The sequence below is a fragment of the Pseudomonas sp. JAI115 genome (genome assembly GCF_014200835.1).
GTDB lineage: Bacteria > Pseudomonadota > Gammaproteobacteria > Pseudomonadales > Pseudomonadaceae > Aquipseudomonas > Aquipseudomonas putida_A.
This window is the reverse complement of the sequence record NZ_JACHCY010000017.1, coordinates 1-16,619: the sequence shown is the minus strand read 5'-3', so window position 1 is coordinate 16,619 and position 16,619 is coordinate 1. Positions and strand designations below refer to the sequence as shown.

The following is a 16,619-nucleotide window of genomic DNA, read 5'->3' as shown; positions in this document are numbered from 1 at the left end:
CAGTCAAACTGGTCGATATTTGGCAGCCCGCGAGCGTCAGTTGACCAAAGGTGCACGCCAGTCATCTGAACCCGTCGTGCCGCAGATTTCATGCGTCCAGATGATTTTACGATACGTGAAATGTACGTCTTCCAACTGTGTGAAGTGCGCCATATTCATATCTTGGCAATTCGGCATTCTGGAATTCACTTCCACAATAACGGCGTCTACCAATTCAATACTGAAAAAATGTTCTTGTGTACCTGAAGCGGAAGTTCGATACCAGGCAATATGACAATTGTCCAAGACTTCGCCACTGGTCAAGGCGCTGAATATCAACGGGGATGCCTTGTCGAAAACCTTGGTAACCATCAGCGGCTTATGCACCCGCTGACCGGTGGGCTGGCCGGATTGAGGGTCACGTGGAATGATTATTTGATGGCTGAAAGCTTGTACCAAAATCTGATCTTCGTGCCCTTCCTGGTAGGTATTACCCACTGAATCTGCTGTAAAAGCTCCAGCACTGATTAAACCTTGTCGATTACCATTGATCGTCAAATACGCAGGTGTTGGCATAACTAAGTTCCCTGTTTGATTCTAGACACTGACAGTGCTTCACCTGTGCCGTAGGGCAGTTAGCGAAGCGGCTGTAAGATAAATAGAACCGATCCAGATATATGTAGTCTCTCCTATACGAAGGGATAGTCTTAAAATTTGCAGGATTTAATCCGACAAGAAAGAACCAAAAAAAAGCCAGCGCATAGCGCTGGCTTTTTTATTCGTGCGTTAGCGATGGGACGATGGATGTCGGATCACCAAATAAATGGATCAGGAGAACCCGCCCTCCTTGGGTAGAACCCCCAATTTTGTGAATCTGTACGCTTTGAATCACAAAATAAATGAGAAAAGCCTACGCTCCTCACAGAATAAATGCGTTCGTTGCACCAGCTGCGGCTACCACCAGGGTTACTACGCTATGGAAGCCACCGCTCCGGAGCCATGTCAATGCGTTTCACCCTTTTTGAACCAACAGCGCTGGACGCCAAGCAAGGATGAGAAGGGGGATCATGACAAAGCAGAAATTAGCTATTTACGACTTGCGGTTGAATATTTCCATCCGTGGCCAAGGCTCACCGCTGCTTCTAATCAATGGCCTGGGTGGATTGATCCGTGCGTTCGATCCTCTGCGAAATGAGCTGACCGATTACACAACCATTACGTTGGATGTTCCGGGCGTCGGCAGATCGCAGGTGCCCCGGTGGCCTATGCGCTTGCCACGCTATGCCGATACGCTTGCCGAAATGCTCAAGCAATTGGGGTTCGATCAGGTCGATGTATTCGGTGTGAGTTGGGGCGGTGCTTTGGCACAGGAATTTGCTCTACGTCATCCCAATATGGTGCGTCGCTTGATACTCGCTGCGACCTCGGCCGGTCCAGCAATGCTGGTAAAACCCGCTGATATCTTGGATTTTTTCAGTATGGCCAAAGGTGCCAAGTTGAAGAAGCAAAAAGGCCCGCGTAGTTCGATACAGGCGCTCATGCATTTCGGTGTTGTGAACGGGATGCTCTCGGTTAATCCCCAAACCTATTACCGTCAATTCACAGCGTTGGTAGGCTGGACGAGCCTGTTACGTCTGTTCCGCCTTCGCCAGCGGACGCTCATCCTCGCCGGCGATCGCGATCCGCTGGTGCGGCTTTATAACGGGCACATTTTGCGTCACGGCATTCGCCGTGCCGAACTGCATGTTCTGCGTGACGAGGGTCATTTCTTCGTGGTGACCAGTGCTAAACAAACTGCCGAAGTCATCCGCGAATTTCTCGAACGCTCGCACGATGATGAAAAGCCCGCGATCATCAACCTTGCCTAACTGTCCACTTAGACAATCGGCTTTGCTCCACTTCTACGTTTTCACGCTCGCTCGTTTGATACGTCCTGGCAACACCGGACCCTCGCAAGCAATTTGGGCCGGAGGAATCTCGTGTTTGGAGTTCGGCATCTTGAACCCTTGCGTCGGCATCCTCCAGCCTTCCAATTTGGTGATCTAAACTTCACCAGTGAGGTGCTGACACCACCGGCTACGAGTAGGTAGGCGCATTCAAAGGGTTAGCCGACGCTCGATTAAAACCGTGAAAATGTGACCCAGTCTTACGTTTAGACCTTGAAAGCAAAAACTTAATCGCCAGAAATGTACTGTCTTGAATGCGATGGCTCGACGGAAGTTCTAGAGCCTGCATCTGCCACTCAACACTACATATCTTGCTTCGGGATACGACATTGGAGGAGAAGATGATTTCAACCCTGGAGCTGCGGCGGATCATTGAAGAGAGCTTTCGACCGCTTGAGTGCCAATGCACTTTAATGCCTGGAAATTCGCTACAGGTTCGGGTGACTGATCCGGCAACGGGCAGAGTCGATCTGCTTGTCACTGGCATTTCCACGCACACATTGGTCAGTCCTCGGGCGATCTCAGAGTTGATTGCTGAGCTTCGGTACGATCTGGCGACCAACAAACAAAGAAACCTATCGGGTATCGCTGCCACCCGTTGATAGTTGGAGGTCCCGAGGGCTTAGCCAATCCTAAGCCCTCATCGCGTCTGTTATGGCATTGGAGTTTCAGCCGGAGGCAGCGCGGCAGGCTTCTGGATGTCCTGCGTTACGGATGTAGTTTCCGTGCAGTCAACGCTCACCTCTTCCTCTTCTCCCATCGTACTGTAACGCTTGCGTAACTCACGCAGCTCCTTGGTATCCAGATGATCCAATGACATGAATGCGTTCTGTGCGTCCTTCGTTGCTCGGATCAGTTCATCGAGCTTCAGGTGCAAGATGTCGTTATCCCTGTTCTGTGTGTTCTGGATGAGGAACACCATCAGGAAGGTGATGATCGTCGTTGACGTGTTGATGATCAGTTGCCAGGTGTCGTTGTAGTGAAAATACGGACCAGTTAACGCCCAAGCGATGATCAGCAGAATAGCTATCAGAAAGGTTTTCGAGCTGCCGGCCCAGTTCGAGAGTGCTTGGCAAAACTTTGCGAATTTCATGACGATGAATCCTAGTGGTAGATGCCGTTTCGACCACGCGAGCTCTATGAAATTCTTTGTTACATATGGCTGTCTCTCCTCCCATGAAGAACGCTCGACACACCGATAGCTGTTGAGCTGACCGATCAAGCAAAAGTTTGCGAAGCCTTCAAGGAAGGCCGACGACTGGCTACAAAATCCTTGAAAAAAACCATCCTCTGCCGCTTGTCGCCGTGACTGAAAACAAATTGCAATTACTTCTTCGCGATTCGCTTCAGATGTCTGTGGGCTCGCATTCGATCTTTCTCGAATGAGCAAAGAGCCTCGTCTGACCTGAGGAGATTTGTGATGTTTATACATAACAAGCGACTTCAATACACCGTACGCGTGGCCGAGCCCAATCCAGGCTTGGCCAATCTGTTACTCGAACAATTTGGCGGCGCACAGGGAGAGCTCGCGGCGGCATCGCGGTACTTCACCCAAGCGCTGGCCGAGGATGATCCAGGTCGCAAAGACCTGCTGATGGACATTGCGACCGAAGAGCTGAGCCACCTCGAAATCGTCGGCTCCATCATCGTCATGTTGAACAAGGGTGCCAAAGGCCGAATGGCCGAAGGCGTTGAAGAAGAAGGTGAGTTGTACCGGGCCATCAATGGTGCGGGCAACGATTCGCACATCACCAGCCTGCTGTATGGCGCCGGCGCACCGTTGACCAACTCCGCGGGCGTGCCTTGGTCGGCAGCCTATGTCGATACGATCGGTGAGCCGACGGCCGACTTCCGCTCCAATATTGCTGCCGAGGCTCGCGCAAAAATCGTCTATGAGCGGCTGATGAACGTGACGGATGATCCTGGTGTTAAAGAAGCCTTGGGCTTCCTCATGACCCGTGAAATTGCCCACCAGCTGTCCTTCGAAAAAGCACTCCACGCAATCCAGCCGAACTTCCCGCAGGGCAAGCTCCCCGGCATGCCGGAGTTCACCAACGTGTACTTCAACATGTCGCAAGGCGAAGTCAGTACCCGTGGTCCGTGGAACCAGGGCGACGACTGGGAGTACGTGGAAAACCCCGCGCCTGCCGTGGATGGCGGTGACGGTACCGCCAGTGTCCAGCTAAGCGCCGAAGAAGAGGAACTGCTGCTGGATATGAAGGCACGAACCATGTCCGACCCGGACAGCAACCCTATCACCGGCGCCGATCTGGGAGCAGGTGTGCAGGGTGAACCAAACGTTTGATGACCAGGACCGCACGCCGCCACGGCGTGCGGTTTTTATCCATTCAATCCGAGGAAAATGGCATGAATTCGAATACCGGCGTTTTCAACAAAGACCTGGCGCAATCTTTGTCCGATCGCTTCAACGCAACTGCTGCATCCTTTGACCGGACTGCCCTGCGGATCGCCCGAACGTTGCGCCAATCGACAGTCAGTTCCAATGGAAAACATTCAAGCGGACGATAGGAGGCTACATGTCACATACCTCATCGTCCGAAAGAACCCCACTGCGCAATTGGTGGGATATGGCGTCCAGTGGCGGCTGGCCCGGGGTCCTGTTCTGGGCGACGCTACTGCTGGTAACTGGCCTGTTGTTGATCAGCGGTTACTCTGCGCTGGTAGGGGCGGAAAAGGAGAACCTGCGCCTGGCGGCATTAGGAGGATTGTCCGGATTCGCAGCGACCGCCTTGGGCGCTGTGGTGGCGATCATCCTTCGCGATATTGCCTCGCGCACCCAAGACATCATGCTGGGGTTTGCCGCGGGCATGATGCTGGCAGCCAGCTCTTTTTCTTTGATCCTTCCGGGCATCGAGGCCGCGCAGGCCCTGTGTGGTAACCAGCTACTGGCCGCCTGTGTTGTCGTGTTTGGGCTGGCCTTGGGTGTTGCGCTCATGATCGGTCTGGACCGGTTCGTACCTCACGAACATCAGGAAAGCGGCAGGCGCGGACCTGATACTCAACGCATCAATCGCGTGTGGCTGTTTGTCCTTGCCATCACCCTGCACAACCTGCCAGAGGGCATGGCCATCGGCGTCAGCTTTGCCAATGGCGATATGAAAGTGGGCATGCCTCTGACGACGGCCATCGCCATTCAAGACATTCCGGAAGGCCTCGCCGTCGCGTTGGCACTACGGGTCACCGGAATATCGGCATGGCGGGCGGCCCTGATCGCCATTGGCTCTGGTTTGATGGAGCCATTGGGCGCAGTCGTGGGCTTGGGTGTATCAAGCGGTTTCGCCTTGGGCTACCCAGTGGCCCTAGGTCTGGCCGCCGGCGCGATGATCTTTGTGGTGTCACACGAGGTCATTCCTGAAACGCATCGTAATGGTCATGAAACACCTGCGACGCTCGGTCTGATGTTGGGATTCGGGGTGATGATGTTCCTCGATACCGCACTTGGCTAACGGGATGAACACTTCATCCGGGAAGCGAAAAAATCTTGGAACGCCTCTTACAAGAGCTATGTCAGTTTTCATGATCACCACGATGGCGGACGAGCAATCCTGATCACGCCTCGGGTAAACATCCATTGACCAGAAGGAAGTTAGAAATGGCTAGGAAAACTGTTGAAGACTTGTTCATCCATGAACTCTCCGATGTTTACAGCGCCGAGAAACAAATCACCAAAGCGTTGCCGCGCCTGGCGCGGGCGGCGACCAATCCATTGCTTGCTGAAGCCTTCACCTCGCACCTCGAAGAAACCCAAGGCCAGATCGAACGTATCGATCAGCTGGTCGAACTGACCGGGCTGAAGCTCAAACGCATGAAGTGCGTTGCGATGGAGGGCTTGGTCGAGGAGTCCAAAGAGCTGCTGGACGAAATCGACAAAGGCGCGGTGCTGGATGCAGCACTGATCGGCGCAGCGCAAAAGGTCGAGCACTACGAAATCGCCAGTTACGGCACGCTGATCGCAATGGCGAAACACCTGAAACTCGACGATGCCGCTGCATTGCTAGAGGCCACCCTCGCTGAGGAGAAAGGCGCGGACGAGAAGCTGTCGAAGATCGCAGAGCAAGGTGGTAATCAGGCGGCGACACTCGAGAAATAACAACGCTTCGGATAGCAGATAGCGCACCACGGCATCTGTTGCCGTGGTGCTCTTAGCAAGTCGACAGAGGTGCATCATGCAAACTGAATATTTCTGGATTGCCGTTGCAGCCATTCTTCTACTGCTGGATTTGTGGGCACTGAACAGTGTGATGAGGAGCGATAAATCCTCCGGGACCAAGGCAGGCTGGACAGCGCTGATTTTTTTTCTCCCGTTACTGGGCGTCGTGATCTGGGGTGTTGCAGGGCCGCGAGGCATTACCAAAGGACTATCTTCGCCGGAACACAGCAAGGGATGATCATTTTTGCAGGTCGGTTCTAAGGAAAATGCATTGCCAAGAATTCTGACATCACCTACCAGCGAAGCCGAGCTGACCGAACACAACGCCAAGATGTTCGGTTCACCCAAAGAACGCTTGGAATTTTATCGTCGCGAAATTCATTACGAAACCTCGATCCTGGCCAATAGGACTGATGCCTACCTGGCGGCGCAATCATTTCTGGTCATCGCGTTCGCCTCCTGCATGGGAAATCTTAATCCAGAGTGGGGCAAACTCTTCACACTGATCGTGCCTCCCTTTCTCGCGTTGTTGGGACTACTCAGCACGCTCAACGCCTGGCCCGGCATTCGGGCGGCATACGACATCATTGATCATTGGTACTACAAGCAGAGCGAACTCTTGAGGAGCGAGCCGGTGATGGGCATGGCTTACGATGAATCGCCACTGTTCTGCGAGCGAGAGTCCACCCATAAGGGATATCGAAAGGCACTATTGTTTTCGGTGCGTACTCCTTGGATTTTTGCGACGTTCTGGATACTGCTCGGATGCTGGTCCGTACTCATTCAACTCACAAAGCCATTGGGATAGCCGAAAGGCTTCGAGCAGCTCTTCACGGTACCGGTGAGATTATGAGTTGCCCGCGAATGCGCAGCAGATCCTGCTGCGCTTCGATACGCTTAGCATCGGCCAGCGCTTTAGCTTCAGTAAAGCGCTCCCAAGATACTGCACTGGAAGAGTCTCCCTCTAGCAGGCTATAGGCAAACGACTCCAACCGGTCCGCTTCGAAGAAAAGAGCTGCGTTGCGCGCTAACTCATCGTCGGTCGGGGAGAGGGTCAAGTCCGTTGTTTCGTGTTTCATGAGACAGCCTCCGTCCACTCTACTTTGGTGGTCTCCCGCCATCTCACGTCCGTCACGCCAAACCTCTCAGCCATAGGCTTACTGAACACCTTGAGCGGCGGCTTCCCCGGTTTTGGGATAGGTGCCAGATCCGCGTCGCAACATGCCCAATGCCAGGCATCAGCGTTTCGCATTTTGGGAGAACGAATAACGAACGACTTCGGCTTCCCATGAAGCCGATATTCAATGACGTACAGATCAGTGCGATTCATGAGGCCCTCCTTTTGCTCATATGCAAAGGAGCGGTATACCGTTGAAAAATTCCAAAAATATGGAGGGCTATTGCTATCAGTACGTCGCTTCAAAACCGACCCAACAGAAATGGACTTTTCCCTCTGGTCGGCTCCCCTGAACTGTCTCTAAATTTGCAGCCTCAACTGGCAAATCATGTCGAGGAGTTCGCCCGTATGAACACCTACAAAAGCCTTTTGTCCGCGGATCAAGAAGCCAAGCTTCGCGCCTATGATCGCTGGCACCGCGTGTTGGAAAATTGTTCCCTGCGAAGGGACAGCCCCGATGCCTACCATGACGAACTGCTTCGGCAAGCCGATGAGATGGATCGACTGGGTATTGTGACGTGGCAGGAGTGGCATGAACTGCGAATCAAGGCCGATCATGCTTACTTGCGAGCAGTGGCAGGCGCTGACTATCACGGATGACTGGCGACGCAGTCAAAACCGCCGGGGATGTCCATTACTAAATTCCTTCAACCTAAAGGAAATCCAGTTTTGCGAGCCTCTGCGCAAAGGAAAACTCATTGAGTTTTTAACAATCCCGCCTGGCGATAAGCGGGCAGCCTGGCTGGAGTACCTCTGCCACCGCGAGAACGAATTCATCCAGCGTCCATGGCTTCTGCAAATACTTGGTACCTCGGGGGACAGTCGCCGGCTCCAAAAAATAGCCTGAGATCAAGAGGGATCTTGTGGAGGGCCATTTGGCCCTAACCATCTCAATGAATTCAGCACCTTGTATTTGACCCGGCAAAGCGTGGTCCACGACCACTAGAGAACAGGGCGTGTGTGCCTGAAGCAAATACGTCAAGGCATCGTCCGCGGTTTCAAATGCCAGCGACTGCGCGCCGATTCCCTTCAAAATATCGACCATGATCATCCGAAGCGTCTGATCATCTTCAATAACAATCACTTTGCCTAAGATAGGCAATAAACCGTCCCAATTGAGCCCCACTCTTTTCAGCCCTTTATCCGGCGAAAAAAAACCTCACATCTGCCAGTGTAGGACGAGAAATGAAGTCCTCGGCAATTCAAATCAATGTTCAGATGGTCTCAGGACGATTCGCACAGCCTATGTGAGAATCCGGGTGTAGGAAAATACGGAAGTCGGTCGCAAGGCCAAGGTACTCATGAACCCGCGAAGCTCTCTGAAGGGGCTGAGGGTTGTCGATCCTCATGGGGGTTAGAAATTGCTAATTTGGGTATCGACCCACGGATTTGGGTTGATTATTCAAGCATTTCCGTCAGTGGCTTTTTCTCTGATTGATACAGCAATGCGGCCCATGCGTCGTAAGCTTGCTTCTGACGTTCGATAGCTTCGGCCCATCGTGGCCCGGCTACTTCTTTTGCCACGACAAGCATCATGAGTCGGTTGGTGGCAGCATCAAGCTCGATGAGTAAATGATGGGAAGAGAAGCGGAAATCATCAATATTGGACATGCAGGTACGCAGCAAGGAGGGATAACCCGAAGCATCGAGCGAATGATTGAGTAGTGTCATTGTGACACCCCTGGCGTTATCTGAATTTTTGACTCGACGACCGGTAAGGGGCCCATTGAGTCAATTGGAAACGGAGAGAATTCGAAGCAAATAAATTTGATTTAAGTCTTCGAAACCTTCGTACTGGATCCTAGCCAACTCGACAAATTTTCTCGGGATTGTCCGGGAAAACGAGTACAGGATTAGTGAAAAACGGCGAGGAATATGGTGCCGTTCAAATTATTAAGGGCGCATGATGCCTCATCAATCTTTCGCAACTGGTCTCGCAAAGGGAAAGGAAACATCACCCACAATGTCTGGGCGCGTGAGGACAAAAGACAGAGTGCAGGCAGCTACCCGCTTCCTGTTAGCGGTTTGCTTATCCCTGATGCTCGTTGCTTTGTGGGAAGCCTGGAACTCTCGTCAGTACCGCTTGCACGATAAGGAAGTGGCGATGGCCAACCTTGCGCAGACTTTGTCCTCGCAGGCGCAAGCGTCAATCAAACAGGCCGACACGGTGCTTTTCAGCCTAGTCGACCGTATAGAAACGGATGGGATGGGTTCTGATCAACTTCCTCTTTTGAAGCGTCTGCTCAAAGCTCAGCGTAATGAATTATCGCAATTACACGGCTTGTTCATTTATGACGCGAAAGGTATCTGGATAGCTGACTCAAGCGGCATCATGCCTCCTAACGCAAACAACTCCGACCGCGAGTATTTCATCTACCATCGCGATCACCCTGACCGCGGTCCTCACGTGGGAATGTCCATCCAAAGTCGCTCGACGGGAGAGTGGGTACTGCCTATCTCGCGCAGGATCAATAACCCAGATGGAAGTTTTGCCGGTGTGGCATTGGCAACCATTTATCTCGACCATTTTCTCAAGCTCTATGACAGCATCGAGATCGGCAAAAACGGAGTCATCAACCTGATCTCCGCCGACGCCAGAATCGTCCTGCGACGGCCCTTCAATGAAGCAATCCTTGGCACCAGTGTCGCCGACGGTCCGCTCTTCACCCAACTCCTACCGAAAGGATATTCAGGAACAGCTACCGTCAGGTCATATGTCGACGGCGTCGAGCGCGTCGTCGGGTTTCGTCGGGTCAATGATTATCCTCTTGTGGTGTTTACGGCCATGAACAAAGAGGAGGTTTTGGGGAGCTGGCGGCAGGAAACTTTGATGAGCTCTGCCATCGTAATTTTGCTGATGAGTGTGTTGGGCGGAATTGGCTATCGGTTGATCCGGTTGATGAAACAACAGAACCGAATTCAAAACGAATTAATGGGTGCTCAAGACAAGCTGCTTGAGGCCAATCAGACGCTTGAATTACTGGCTCTGGAGGATGCCCTCACCGGACTGGCAAATCGTCGTCAGTTCGATCTGTTTACACAAGCTGAGATAGGGCGTGCAAAACGAAACCACACAACCGTGGCATTGCTCATGATTGATGTCGACCACTTCAAGCGCTTCAACGATCGGTACGGCCATCTGGTGGGTGACGAGTGCTTACGCCAGCTGAGCAGGATCATTCAAGAAAACATACGGCGACCAGGCGATTTAGCCGCTCGGTTTGGCGGTGAAGAGTTTTCGGCAGTTCTTCCAGCCACAGACTATGTTGGTGCGTTTATCGTTGCCGAGAAGATCCGCAAAGCCGTTCTGCAAGCGCAGATCGAACATAAAGATGCTGATCAGGGGATAGTTACGATCAGCATTGGCGTTAGCGCATGCAATCCGGGGCCCGAGGATACGCCGGATGCGTTGATCGGTGCCGCCGATAAAGCCCTTTACATCGCCAAGACCAGCGGGCGAAACATGAGCGTTATTGCCAACTAAAAAGCCGTTTCTGATGCAGGTCATTCGCCATCGCTGTCGGCAACACCAACTATGATTAGATCAGCTCAGCAATCGAGCAGAAAACTCCCACCACTCGTAAAGCAAGGCTGAACGAGAGGAAGTTCGCGAAAAGTGTCGATCAATTAGTTGTCTGACAGCCGGGAGCCATCCGTGGAAGCCCTCGACTCATCTCTTATGGCGGCGCGAGCTCAGTTCGCGATCACCATCAGTTTTCACATCGTGCTGGCGGCATTCACCATCGGACTGGCGAATTTCCTGTTGGTGCTCGAGGCGTTGTGGCTCAAGACCGGTCGCGAAGTGTATCTGGACGTCTATCGCTACTGGCTCAAAATATTCGCCCTGAACGTAGCAGTAGGAACGGCCTCGGGGCTTATTCTGGAATATCAGTTTGGGCTGAACTGGTCACGTCTGGCGGTGCAAACTGGCGACATCCTAGGCCCGTTGATGTTCTACGAAGTGTTGGCGGCGTTTTTCCTCGAGGCCGGGTTCCTGGGCATCATGCTTTTCGGCATGAAAAAGGTCGGTCCACGCCTGCATTTCTTCGCCACCGGTGCGGTGGCCACGGGTTCGCTGATCAGTGCGTTCTGGATTCTGTCGGCCAACTCGTGGATGCACACGCCCGCAGGCTATTCGATGACGACAGACGGGCGCTTTCTGGCCGAAGACTGGTGGGCGATCGTTTTCAATCCCTCCTTTCCCTATCGGCTAGTGCACATGACATTGGCCGCGCTGCTGGGTTCGGCGACGCTGGTGGCCGGCGCCAGTGCCTGGCAGTTGCTCAAGACCTCGCACAACCCCCGCGCACGCCTGCAATTGTCCATGGCCTTATGGACGGTCGTGACTCTAACTCCCGCGCAAATTGTGGTCGGCGACCTGCATGGTGAACACACTTTGAAGGTTCAACCGCAGAAGGTAGCCGCCATTGAAGGTTCGTGGACGCGTCCGCCCGCAGGTGCGGGTGAACCGCTACGCCTCTTCGGCTGGCCGGATATGTCCGAAAAACGCAATCACTGGGAAGTGGCTATTCCGCGGATCGGCTCGCTTTACCTTCGTCACGACCTGAGCGGCACCATCGCCGCACTGGACGAGTTCGCGCCTGAGGATACTCCGCCGGTGCCCCCGGTTTTTTTCGCGTTTCGCCTGATGGTCGGGTTGGGGTTGATGATGTTGGCGCAAGGCATCACCAGTCTCGTTCTGCGCTGGCGAAAGCGTCTATACATTGCACGCGGGTGGCTATGGAGCTGTGTGCTGATGGCCCCAACGGGGTTTGTAGCGATGCTTAGTGGCTGGACAGTCACTGAGGTGGGGCGTCAGCCCTTTACCGTCTACGGGCTACTGCGCACGGTCGATAGCGTGTCACGAGTTTCACGCGAGCAGGTCATGGCTACTACTTGGGGGATTCTGCTGTTCTATTTGCTGGTGTTTGGAATCGGCTTGTGGGTGCTGATGCGATTGCTACGTGAGCCACCGCGCCGGGGCGAACCGGGACCGCAGCCAACATTGCCTGACGAAACCGGACGGCCTTGAGGAAACAAGTCGATGGACACTGATTGGCTGACCCTGTTGTGTGCAGCAGCCCTGGCATTCTCGGTGATGAACTATGTGTTGCTCGACGGAACCGATCTGGGTGTCGGCATACTGCTGGGCCTGACGCATAGCAGCCGCGATCGACGCGCCATGGCTGTGACCATCCTGCCGATTTGGGATGCCAACGAAACCTGGCTGGTTCTCGGTGGCGGTGGGCTGCTGGCTTTGTTTCCGGTGGCCTACGCCATTCTGCTCCCCGCGCTGTACGTGCCATTTATCGCAATGTTTCTGGCATTAATACTGCGTGCAATGGCGCTTGAATTTCGTGATCACGCGCCCAGCGAGCGCGTTAAACGGCTGATCGACGGCGTGTTGCTGTGTGGCTCCCTGTGCACTGGACTGATTCAAGGTGTTGTGCTCGGCACCCTGGTCAAAGGCGTCCCCCATCTGGGCAGTCAGTACAGTGGCGATGGCCGCGAGTGGCTCGAACCCTTTCCGCTATTTTGCGGCCTGGTACTTGTGCTGGGCTACACGTGGCTGGGCGCCTGCTGGCTGTATTGGCGAACCGTTGATGAACTGCAGCACCGTTCTGGACGTCAGGCGAAGCATTTGGCTTGGGGCACTGTAGGGCTTCTGCTCGTGTTGGTCGCTTGGACTACCACTTTGCACGCTCAGTACTCGCAGCGACTGACGACCCCGATGGTGTGGGTACCCGCGGTTTTGATTCTGATGGGTTTGCTGGTGGCGTTCCGAGTGGGATTTCGCAGTCGTTTTGACTGGGTGCCGCTGTTCTGCGCCTTGGGCGTATTCGTACTGGCGTTCGCCTTGATGCTTGTAGCGCTGTATCCATTGATCATCCCGCCAGATCTGACGCTGCGAGCCGCCACGTCAAGGCCCAACAGCCAGATCTTCATGCTCGTGGGCTTTGCGGTGTTGATACCGGTGACGCTGATCTACAACACGTACGGATTCAAAGTCTTCAGCGGCAAGGTTCGCGTGGGATCAGAGAACTGAAAAAAGCAGAGGTTTTAATGCTTAATTTGTGGAAAAAAGACTTCAAATATTGTGCCTTCTTCGGGGTTAGAACGCACCGTAACATCACCTCCGTGTGCCCTGGCGATTTCCCTCACGATGAACAAACCAAGCCCTACGCTGCGTGCGTTACGGTCGTTGGTACCGCGAACCATGGGTTCGAATAGAGTGGCCATTAGTGTTTCAGGGATAATCGACCCCTGGTTGCGAACGGACACAATGGTCTGATGCTCTTCGAAAGAGGACGTAATCATGATTGGCTGCTTCAAGTCGCCATAAGCCACGCTGTTAGCGACCAGGTTGCCAATAATCTGCTGCACGCGATCCGCGTCAATGTGGGCGATACCCGATCCACTGCATTGATGAAGCAAATTTGCAGCAGGAAACGCGATGCGCAGTTCATCGATGCTCAGGCTGACTAATGTGTGCAGGTCAACCGGGGCCGGCTTTACAGCAATTCCTCGGCCGACGCGCGCCAAGGTAAAGTCCAACAGATCGGCAATCATTCGTTCGGCACGGCCGGCGGACTGGCTGATGTGGCCGAGCATTTTGACTTGCTTAGCGGAATATTCGTCTCGGGCTAAAATTTCAGAAGCCATTTTTATCGCAGTTAGCGGTGTTTTTAAGTCATGGCTGACGATGGCTATCATCTGCTCGGCAAACGAAGCGCGACGTTCAGCCTTCTCGTAGGCTCGGCTCAATTCGCTCTGGGCAAGCTGAAGCGCAGTTTCTGCGACTGTTTTTTCACGTAGAAGATCTTCGGCGACTTTTCGAGAACTGAGCAGTTCGCGCTCATATTTATCGCGGTCGGTGGTCGCGAATAGTGCCAGTTCATAAAAAGCACCACCGGCATGCTCTCGTCTAACACCATTGAGCAGCATTGTGACGCAATGCCTATCCTTGTGTACCAGATCGAGTTTCACCTCGGCCACAGAACCTTGCATACGCATCAGTGGCGCCCAGTGGGTTTGGTGAAATATGCGCCCCCCCATGGTCAACAGGTCTTGGAAACGCCTGCCGATCAGAGATTGGGATTCAAAGCCAATCCAGCAGCCGAATGTCAGGTTGGCACGTAGAATCGTCCCGTCCTCTTGCGTCACCACGAGGCCGCAGGGCGCACCTTCAAATAATGTCTGCGAGTCAGGAAAAGCCGGTTCGTCAGTCGACATCCGCACCCACCCACCGCGTCAGGAAGCTGTCCATCGCTTCCGAACAGGCACTCGGTACGCTCATGTGTGGGCAATGGCCAACATTAGCAACCAGACTGAGGGTGCTGTTGGGAAGTACAGAATGCAGGTATTCACCTACTGCGATGGGCGCGATGAAGTCATCGGTGGATTGTAGAATCAAGGTGGGTGTGATCAATCCCGCAACGTCCTTGCGATTGTCCGACATGAACGTGACGCGTGCGAACTGCTTAGCAATCTCTGGATCAGTCCGGCAGAAGCTATTGGTCAATTCTTCTCCCAAGGCCGGTTGCCCAGGGGCCCCCATGATTACGGGGGCCATATTGCTGGACCAACCGAGGTAGTTGCTGTCGAGGGTATCAAGCAAAGACTGGATGTCCTCAAGCCTGAACCCGCCTACATAATCATCAGTGTCGATGTAGCAGGGGGAAGGGCCAATCATGATTTGCCCCGCAACTTTTCCAGGGCACAGGCGTTCAGCCAAGACACCTATCATGGCACTCACAGAGTGGCCGACCAGAATCACCTCACCCGTTGCGAAATGATCAATGATCTCGCTCAGGTCATGGGCGTATCCCGTTAAGGAACTGTATTTTTCCCGATCATACGCACCGATATCCGATTGTCCCGCACCGACAAGGTCATACAGGACAACCTTGAAACGGGCCGTGAAATGGTCGACCAGATAACGCCACATGCTCTGGTCACAGCCAAAACCGTGAGAAAAAATCAGCGTCGAAGCTCCTTCACCTAGCACTTTTATGTTGTTTCGATATCGCAGGTTCATGCGCTTCATCCCGGGAGCATCTGAGGTGGTTGTTGCATTTTCGGCGGTGGAGATAGTGCGGGTTGCGGGCAAGCAGAACAACAGATTAGCTGTCTATTAAGAGGTCGTTCGAGAAACCTTCACGTTAATAACGATCGGACGTCGAATGCTTGGGAGCTTTTTTCTATTCTCGAAGCATTAAAGGCCACGCTTTTTTGGCAGTCACTCTTGCTTATGGTTCAAATCGTGAGATTTAGAATCAGAATCCATGCAAGCGCTTGTCAGAAATGCAATTGACGGTCAGGACGATCTGAGGCGAATGGTCAAGCGCTGCAATACACGTCCAGGAATGATCCCGTCGTCTCCAGTCCGCTGATCTGACTTCGCGAAAGCATAGTGAACTCCAATGGTCCCGAATCCTTCCGTATGAAGACAAATGTCTTTTTGAACGTACGAGGGCATCACCATGCGAGCAATGACCTATCACGGCGCCCATGACGTCAGAGTCGAGAGCGTGCCGGATCCGGTACTAGAAGCGCCGGACGACATTATTCTGCGCGTCACCGCCACAGCCATCTGTGGTTCTGATTTGCACCTGTATCGCGGCAAGATTCCCACCGTCGAGCATGGCGATATCTTCGGTCACGAGTTCATGGGCATCGTCGAAGAGACCGGTTCTGGCGTGACTGCGGTCCAGCGCGGTGATCGGGTGGTGATTCCGTTTGTCATCGCCTGTGGTGATTGTTTCTTTTGCCAGCAGGAGCTTTACGCCGCGTGTGAGACGACGAATACCGGCCCGGGCGCGGCGATGAACAAGAAACTGATTCCCCCGCCGGCAGCTTTATTCGGTTATAGCCGGATGTATGGCGGTATCCCGGGAGGCCAAGCTGAACTGGTAAGGGTGCCCAAAGCCAATACCGGGCCATTCAAGGTGCCAGGAACGCTGGCGGACGAGAAGGTGCTGTTTCTCTCCGATATCCTGCCAACCGCCTGGCAGGCGGTTCTCAATGCCAATATTGGACAAGGCTCAAGCGTAGCCATCTACGGCGCTGGGCCGGTGGGACTGCTGAGCGCCGCCTGCGCCCGCATGCTCGGTGCTGAGCGCATCTTCATGGTCGATCATCATACGTATCGCCTTGGGTATGCGCAGCGTACCTACGGTGTTATCCCGATCAACTTTGATGACGATGATGATCCGGCCGACACCATTATCCGGCAGACACCGGGGAGCAGGGTAAGCGTCTGGCCAAGTCACCTTCAAAACTCCAGCATTAAGGGCGATGGTGTCCGCGTATTTTTAAGCGGACGCGATCGCCCTTAATCGCCAGG

Annotated in this window: 20 protein-coding genes and 1 pseudogene; 13 read left to right on the top strand and 8 right to left on the bottom strand. The window is 53.7% G+C overall.

The features are described 5' to 3' along the window. Window positions 1-36: 36 nt before the first annotated feature. Complete coding sequence (locus tag HDC30_RS25205) at window positions 37-555, bottom strand: Hcp family type VI secretion system effector (RefSeq protein WP_097090227.1); 519 nt, start codon at window positions 553-555, stop codon at window positions 37-39. Between the two features lie 491 nt (window positions 556-1,046). On the opposite strand from HDC30_RS25205, the gene HDC30_RS25200 reads away from it, so the two are divergent. Both HDC30_RS25200 and HDC30_RS25195 read left to right on the top strand, forming a co-directional pair. Continuing rightward, window positions 1,047-1,847, top strand: coding sequence for an alpha/beta fold hydrolase (locus tag HDC30_RS25200; RefSeq protein ID WP_047297418.1), 801 nt, complete (start codon window positions 1,047-1,049; stop codon window positions 1,845-1,847). 419 nt (window positions 1,848-2,266) lie between these two features. Further along, window positions 2,267-2,527 carry a DUF1652 domain-containing protein gene (locus tag HDC30_RS25195; RefSeq protein ID WP_183785620.1) on the top strand — a complete coding sequence of 87 codons (261 nt, stop codon included), beginning with the start codon at window positions 2,267-2,269 and terminating at the stop codon, window positions 2,525-2,527. Between the two features lie 50 nt (window positions 2,528-2,577). On the opposite strand, the gene HDC30_RS25190 is transcribed toward HDC30_RS25195, so the two are convergent. Continuing rightward, on the bottom strand, window positions 2,578-3,018 hold the full coding sequence (locus tag HDC30_RS25190) for a low affinity iron permease family protein (RefSeq protein WP_183785618.1): 441 nt from the start codon (window positions 3,016-3,018) through the stop codon (window positions 2,578-2,580). A 327-nt stretch (window positions 3,019-3,345) separates the two neighbouring features. Here HDC30_RS25190 and HDC30_RS25185 point away from each other — a divergent pair, with 327 nt between their 5' ends. From HDC30_RS25185 to HDC30_RS25160, 6 genes are all read left to right on the top strand, one after another. Continuing rightward, window positions 3,346-4,230, top strand: coding sequence for a manganese catalase family protein (locus tag HDC30_RS25185; RefSeq protein WP_183785616.1), 885 nt, complete (start codon window positions 3,346-3,348; stop codon window positions 4,228-4,230). 62 nt (window positions 4,231-4,292) lie between these two features. Continuing rightward, on the top strand, window positions 4,293-4,454 hold the full coding sequence (locus HDC30_RS25180; RefSeq protein WP_183785614.1) for a hypothetical protein: 162 nt from the start codon (window positions 4,293-4,295) through the stop codon (window positions 4,452-4,454). A gap of 8 nt (window positions 4,455-4,462) precedes the next feature. Next, window positions 4,463-5,392, top strand: coding sequence for a ZIP family metal transporter (locus HDC30_RS25175; protein ID WP_183785611.1), 930 nt, complete (start codon window positions 4,463-4,465; stop codon window positions 5,390-5,392). A gap of 146 nt (window positions 5,393-5,538) precedes the next feature. After that, entirely contained in the window at window positions 5,539-6,036 is a 498-nt protein-coding gene (locus HDC30_RS25170) for a ferritin-like domain-containing protein (RefSeq protein ID WP_047297414.1), read from the top strand. A gap of 76 nt (window positions 6,037-6,112) precedes the next feature. Further along, the gene (locus tag HDC30_RS25165; protein WP_183785609.1) at window positions 6,113-6,334 is read left to right on the top strand and encodes a PLDc N-terminal domain-containing protein; all 222 of its coding nucleotides are present in this window, start codon (window positions 6,113-6,115) and stop codon (window positions 6,332-6,334) included. A 33-nt stretch (window positions 6,335-6,367) separates the two neighbouring features. Then, window positions 6,368-6,904, top strand: coding sequence for a hypothetical protein (locus HDC30_RS25160; RefSeq protein WP_183785607.1), 537 nt, complete (start codon window positions 6,368-6,370; stop codon window positions 6,902-6,904). Between the two features lie 22 nt (window positions 6,905-6,926). Here HDC30_RS25160 and HDC30_RS25155 read toward each other — a convergent pair whose 3' ends face one another. Together HDC30_RS25155 and HDC30_RS29250 are read right to left on the bottom strand one after the other, a co-directional pair. Beyond that, the gene (locus HDC30_RS25155) at window positions 6,927-7,175 is read right to left on the bottom strand and encodes a hypothetical protein (protein WP_183785605.1); all 249 of its coding nucleotides are present in this window, start codon (window positions 7,173-7,175) and stop codon (window positions 6,927-6,929) included. Next, window positions 7,172-7,426, bottom strand: coding sequence for a DUF6555 family protein (locus tag HDC30_RS29250; RefSeq protein ID WP_047297410.1), 255 nt, complete (start codon window positions 7,424-7,426; stop codon window positions 7,172-7,174). Before HDC30_RS29250 ends, HDC30_RS25155 begins: the two co-directional genes overlap by 4 nt. Before the next feature lie 195 nt (window positions 7,427-7,621). Between HDC30_RS29250 and HDC30_RS25150 the strand changes: the two genes are divergently transcribed. Further along, a complete protein-coding gene (locus tag HDC30_RS25150) occupies window positions 7,622-7,873 on the top strand; it encodes a hypothetical protein (protein ID WP_183785603.1) in 252 nt (83 codons plus the stop codon). 106 nt (window positions 7,874-7,979) lie between these two features. Here HDC30_RS25150 and HDC30_RS25145 read toward each other — a convergent pair whose 3' ends face one another. Both HDC30_RS25145 and HDC30_RS25140 read right to left on the bottom strand, forming a co-directional pair. Next, window positions 7,980-8,375, bottom strand: a complete 396-nt coding sequence (locus tag HDC30_RS25145; protein WP_260320017.1) for a response regulator — start codon at window positions 8,373-8,375, stop codon at window positions 7,980-7,982. A gap of 296 nt (window positions 8,376-8,671) precedes the next feature. Further along, window positions 8,672-8,944: a hypothetical protein gene (locus HDC30_RS25140; protein WP_260320016.1), complete on the bottom strand. Its 273-nt coding sequence runs from the start codon at window positions 8,942-8,944 to the stop codon at window positions 8,672-8,674. Window positions 8,945-9,236: 292 nt separating this feature from the next. Here HDC30_RS25140 and HDC30_RS25135 point away from each other — a divergent pair, with 292 nt between their 5' ends. From HDC30_RS25135 to cydB, 3 genes are all read left to right on the top strand, one after another. Continuing rightward, complete coding sequence (locus HDC30_RS25135; RefSeq protein WP_260320015.1) at window positions 9,237-10,757, top strand: sensor domain-containing diguanylate cyclase; 1,521 nt, start codon at window positions 9,237-9,239, stop codon at window positions 10,755-10,757. Window positions 10,758-10,928: 171 nt separating this feature from the next. Then, entirely contained in the window at window positions 10,929-12,305 is a 1,377-nt protein-coding gene (locus HDC30_RS25130; RefSeq protein ID WP_047297406.1) for a cytochrome ubiquinol oxidase subunit I, read from the top strand. A gap of 12 nt (window positions 12,306-12,317) precedes the next feature. After that, window positions 12,318-13,319 (top strand): cytochrome d ubiquinol oxidase subunit II, encoded by a 1,002-nt coding sequence (cydB, locus tag HDC30_RS25125; RefSeq protein WP_183785597.1) that lies wholly within the window; start codon window positions 12,318-12,320, stop codon window positions 13,317-13,319. 14 nt (window positions 13,320-13,333) lie between these two features. Here cydB and HDC30_RS25120 read toward each other — a convergent pair whose 3' ends face one another. Further along, window positions 13,334-14,506: a PAS domain-containing sensor histidine kinase gene (locus HDC30_RS25120; protein ID WP_183785595.1), complete on the bottom strand. Its 1,173-nt coding sequence runs from the start codon at window positions 14,504-14,506 to the stop codon at window positions 13,334-13,336. After that, window positions 14,496-15,311, bottom strand: a complete 816-nt coding sequence (locus HDC30_RS25115) for an alpha/beta fold hydrolase (RefSeq protein WP_183785593.1) — start codon at window positions 15,309-15,311, stop codon at window positions 14,496-14,498. The genes HDC30_RS25120 and HDC30_RS25115 overlap by 11 nt, the downstream gene beginning before the upstream one ends. A gap of 445 nt (window positions 15,312-15,756) precedes the next feature. Between HDC30_RS25115 and HDC30_RS25110 the strand changes: the two are divergent. Continuing rightward, window positions 15,757-16,524: pseudogene (locus tag HDC30_RS25110) on the top strand (alcohol dehydrogenase catalytic domain-containing protein); the annotation flags it as partial. Window positions 16,525-16,619: the final 95 nt, after the last annotated feature.

Coding starts and splice junctions, on each gene's coding strand:
- HDC30_RS29250 (WP_047297410.1), bottom strand. CDS start 7,426: ATGAATCGCACTGATCTGTACGTCATTGAATATCGGCTTCATGGGAAG.
- HDC30_RS25180 (WP_183785614.1), top strand. CDS start 4,293: ATGAATTCGAATACCGGCGTTTTCAACAAAGACCTGGCGCAATCTTTG.
- HDC30_RS25115 (WP_183785593.1), bottom strand. CDS start 15,311: ATGAACCTGCGATATCGAAACAACATAAAAGTGCTAGGTGAAGGAGCT.
- HDC30_RS25205 (WP_097090227.1), bottom strand. CDS start 555: ATGCCAACACCTGCGTATTTGACGATCAATGGTAATCGACAAGGTTTA.
- cydB (WP_183785597.1), top strand. CDS start 12,318: ATGGACACTGATTGGCTGACCCTGTTGTGTGCAGCAGCCCTGGCATTC.
- HDC30_RS25175 (WP_183785611.1), top strand. CDS start 4,463: ATGTCACATACCTCATCGTCCGAAAGAACCCCACTGCGCAATTGGTGG.
- HDC30_RS25135 (WP_260320015.1), top strand. CDS start 9,237: ATGTCTGGGCGCGTGAGGACAAAAGACAGAGTGCAGGCAGCTACCCGC.
- HDC30_RS25185 (WP_183785616.1), top strand. CDS start 3,346: ATGTTTATACATAACAAGCGACTTCAATACACCGTACGCGTGGCCGAG.
- HDC30_RS25120 (WP_183785595.1), bottom strand. CDS start 14,506: ATGTCGACTGACGAACCGGCTTTTCCTGACTCGCAGACATTATTTGAA.
- HDC30_RS25200 (WP_047297418.1), top strand. CDS start 1,047: ATGACAAAGCAGAAATTAGCTATTTACGACTTGCGGTTGAATATTTCC.
- HDC30_RS25140 (WP_260320016.1), bottom strand. CDS start 8,944: ATGACACTACTCAATCATTCGCTCGATGCTTCGGGTTATCCCTCCTTG.
- HDC30_RS25190 (WP_183785618.1), bottom strand. CDS start 3,018: ATGAAATTCGCAAAGTTTTGCCAAGCACTCTCGAACTGGGCCGGCAGC.
- HDC30_RS25165 (WP_183785609.1), top strand. CDS start 6,113: ATGCAAACTGAATATTTCTGGATTGCCGTTGCAGCCATTCTTCTACTG.
- HDC30_RS25195 (WP_183785620.1), top strand. CDS start 2,267: ATGATTTCAACCCTGGAGCTGCGGCGGATCATTGAAGAGAGCTTTCGA.
- HDC30_RS25150 (WP_183785603.1), top strand. CDS start 7,622: ATGAACACCTACAAAAGCCTTTTGTCCGCGGATCAAGAAGCCAAGCTT.
- HDC30_RS25155 (WP_183785605.1), bottom strand. CDS start 7,175: ATGAAACACGAAACAACGGACTTGACCCTCTCCCCGACCGACGATGAG.
- HDC30_RS25170 (WP_047297414.1), top strand. CDS start 5,539: ATGGCTAGGAAAACTGTTGAAGACTTGTTCATCCATGAACTCTCCGAT.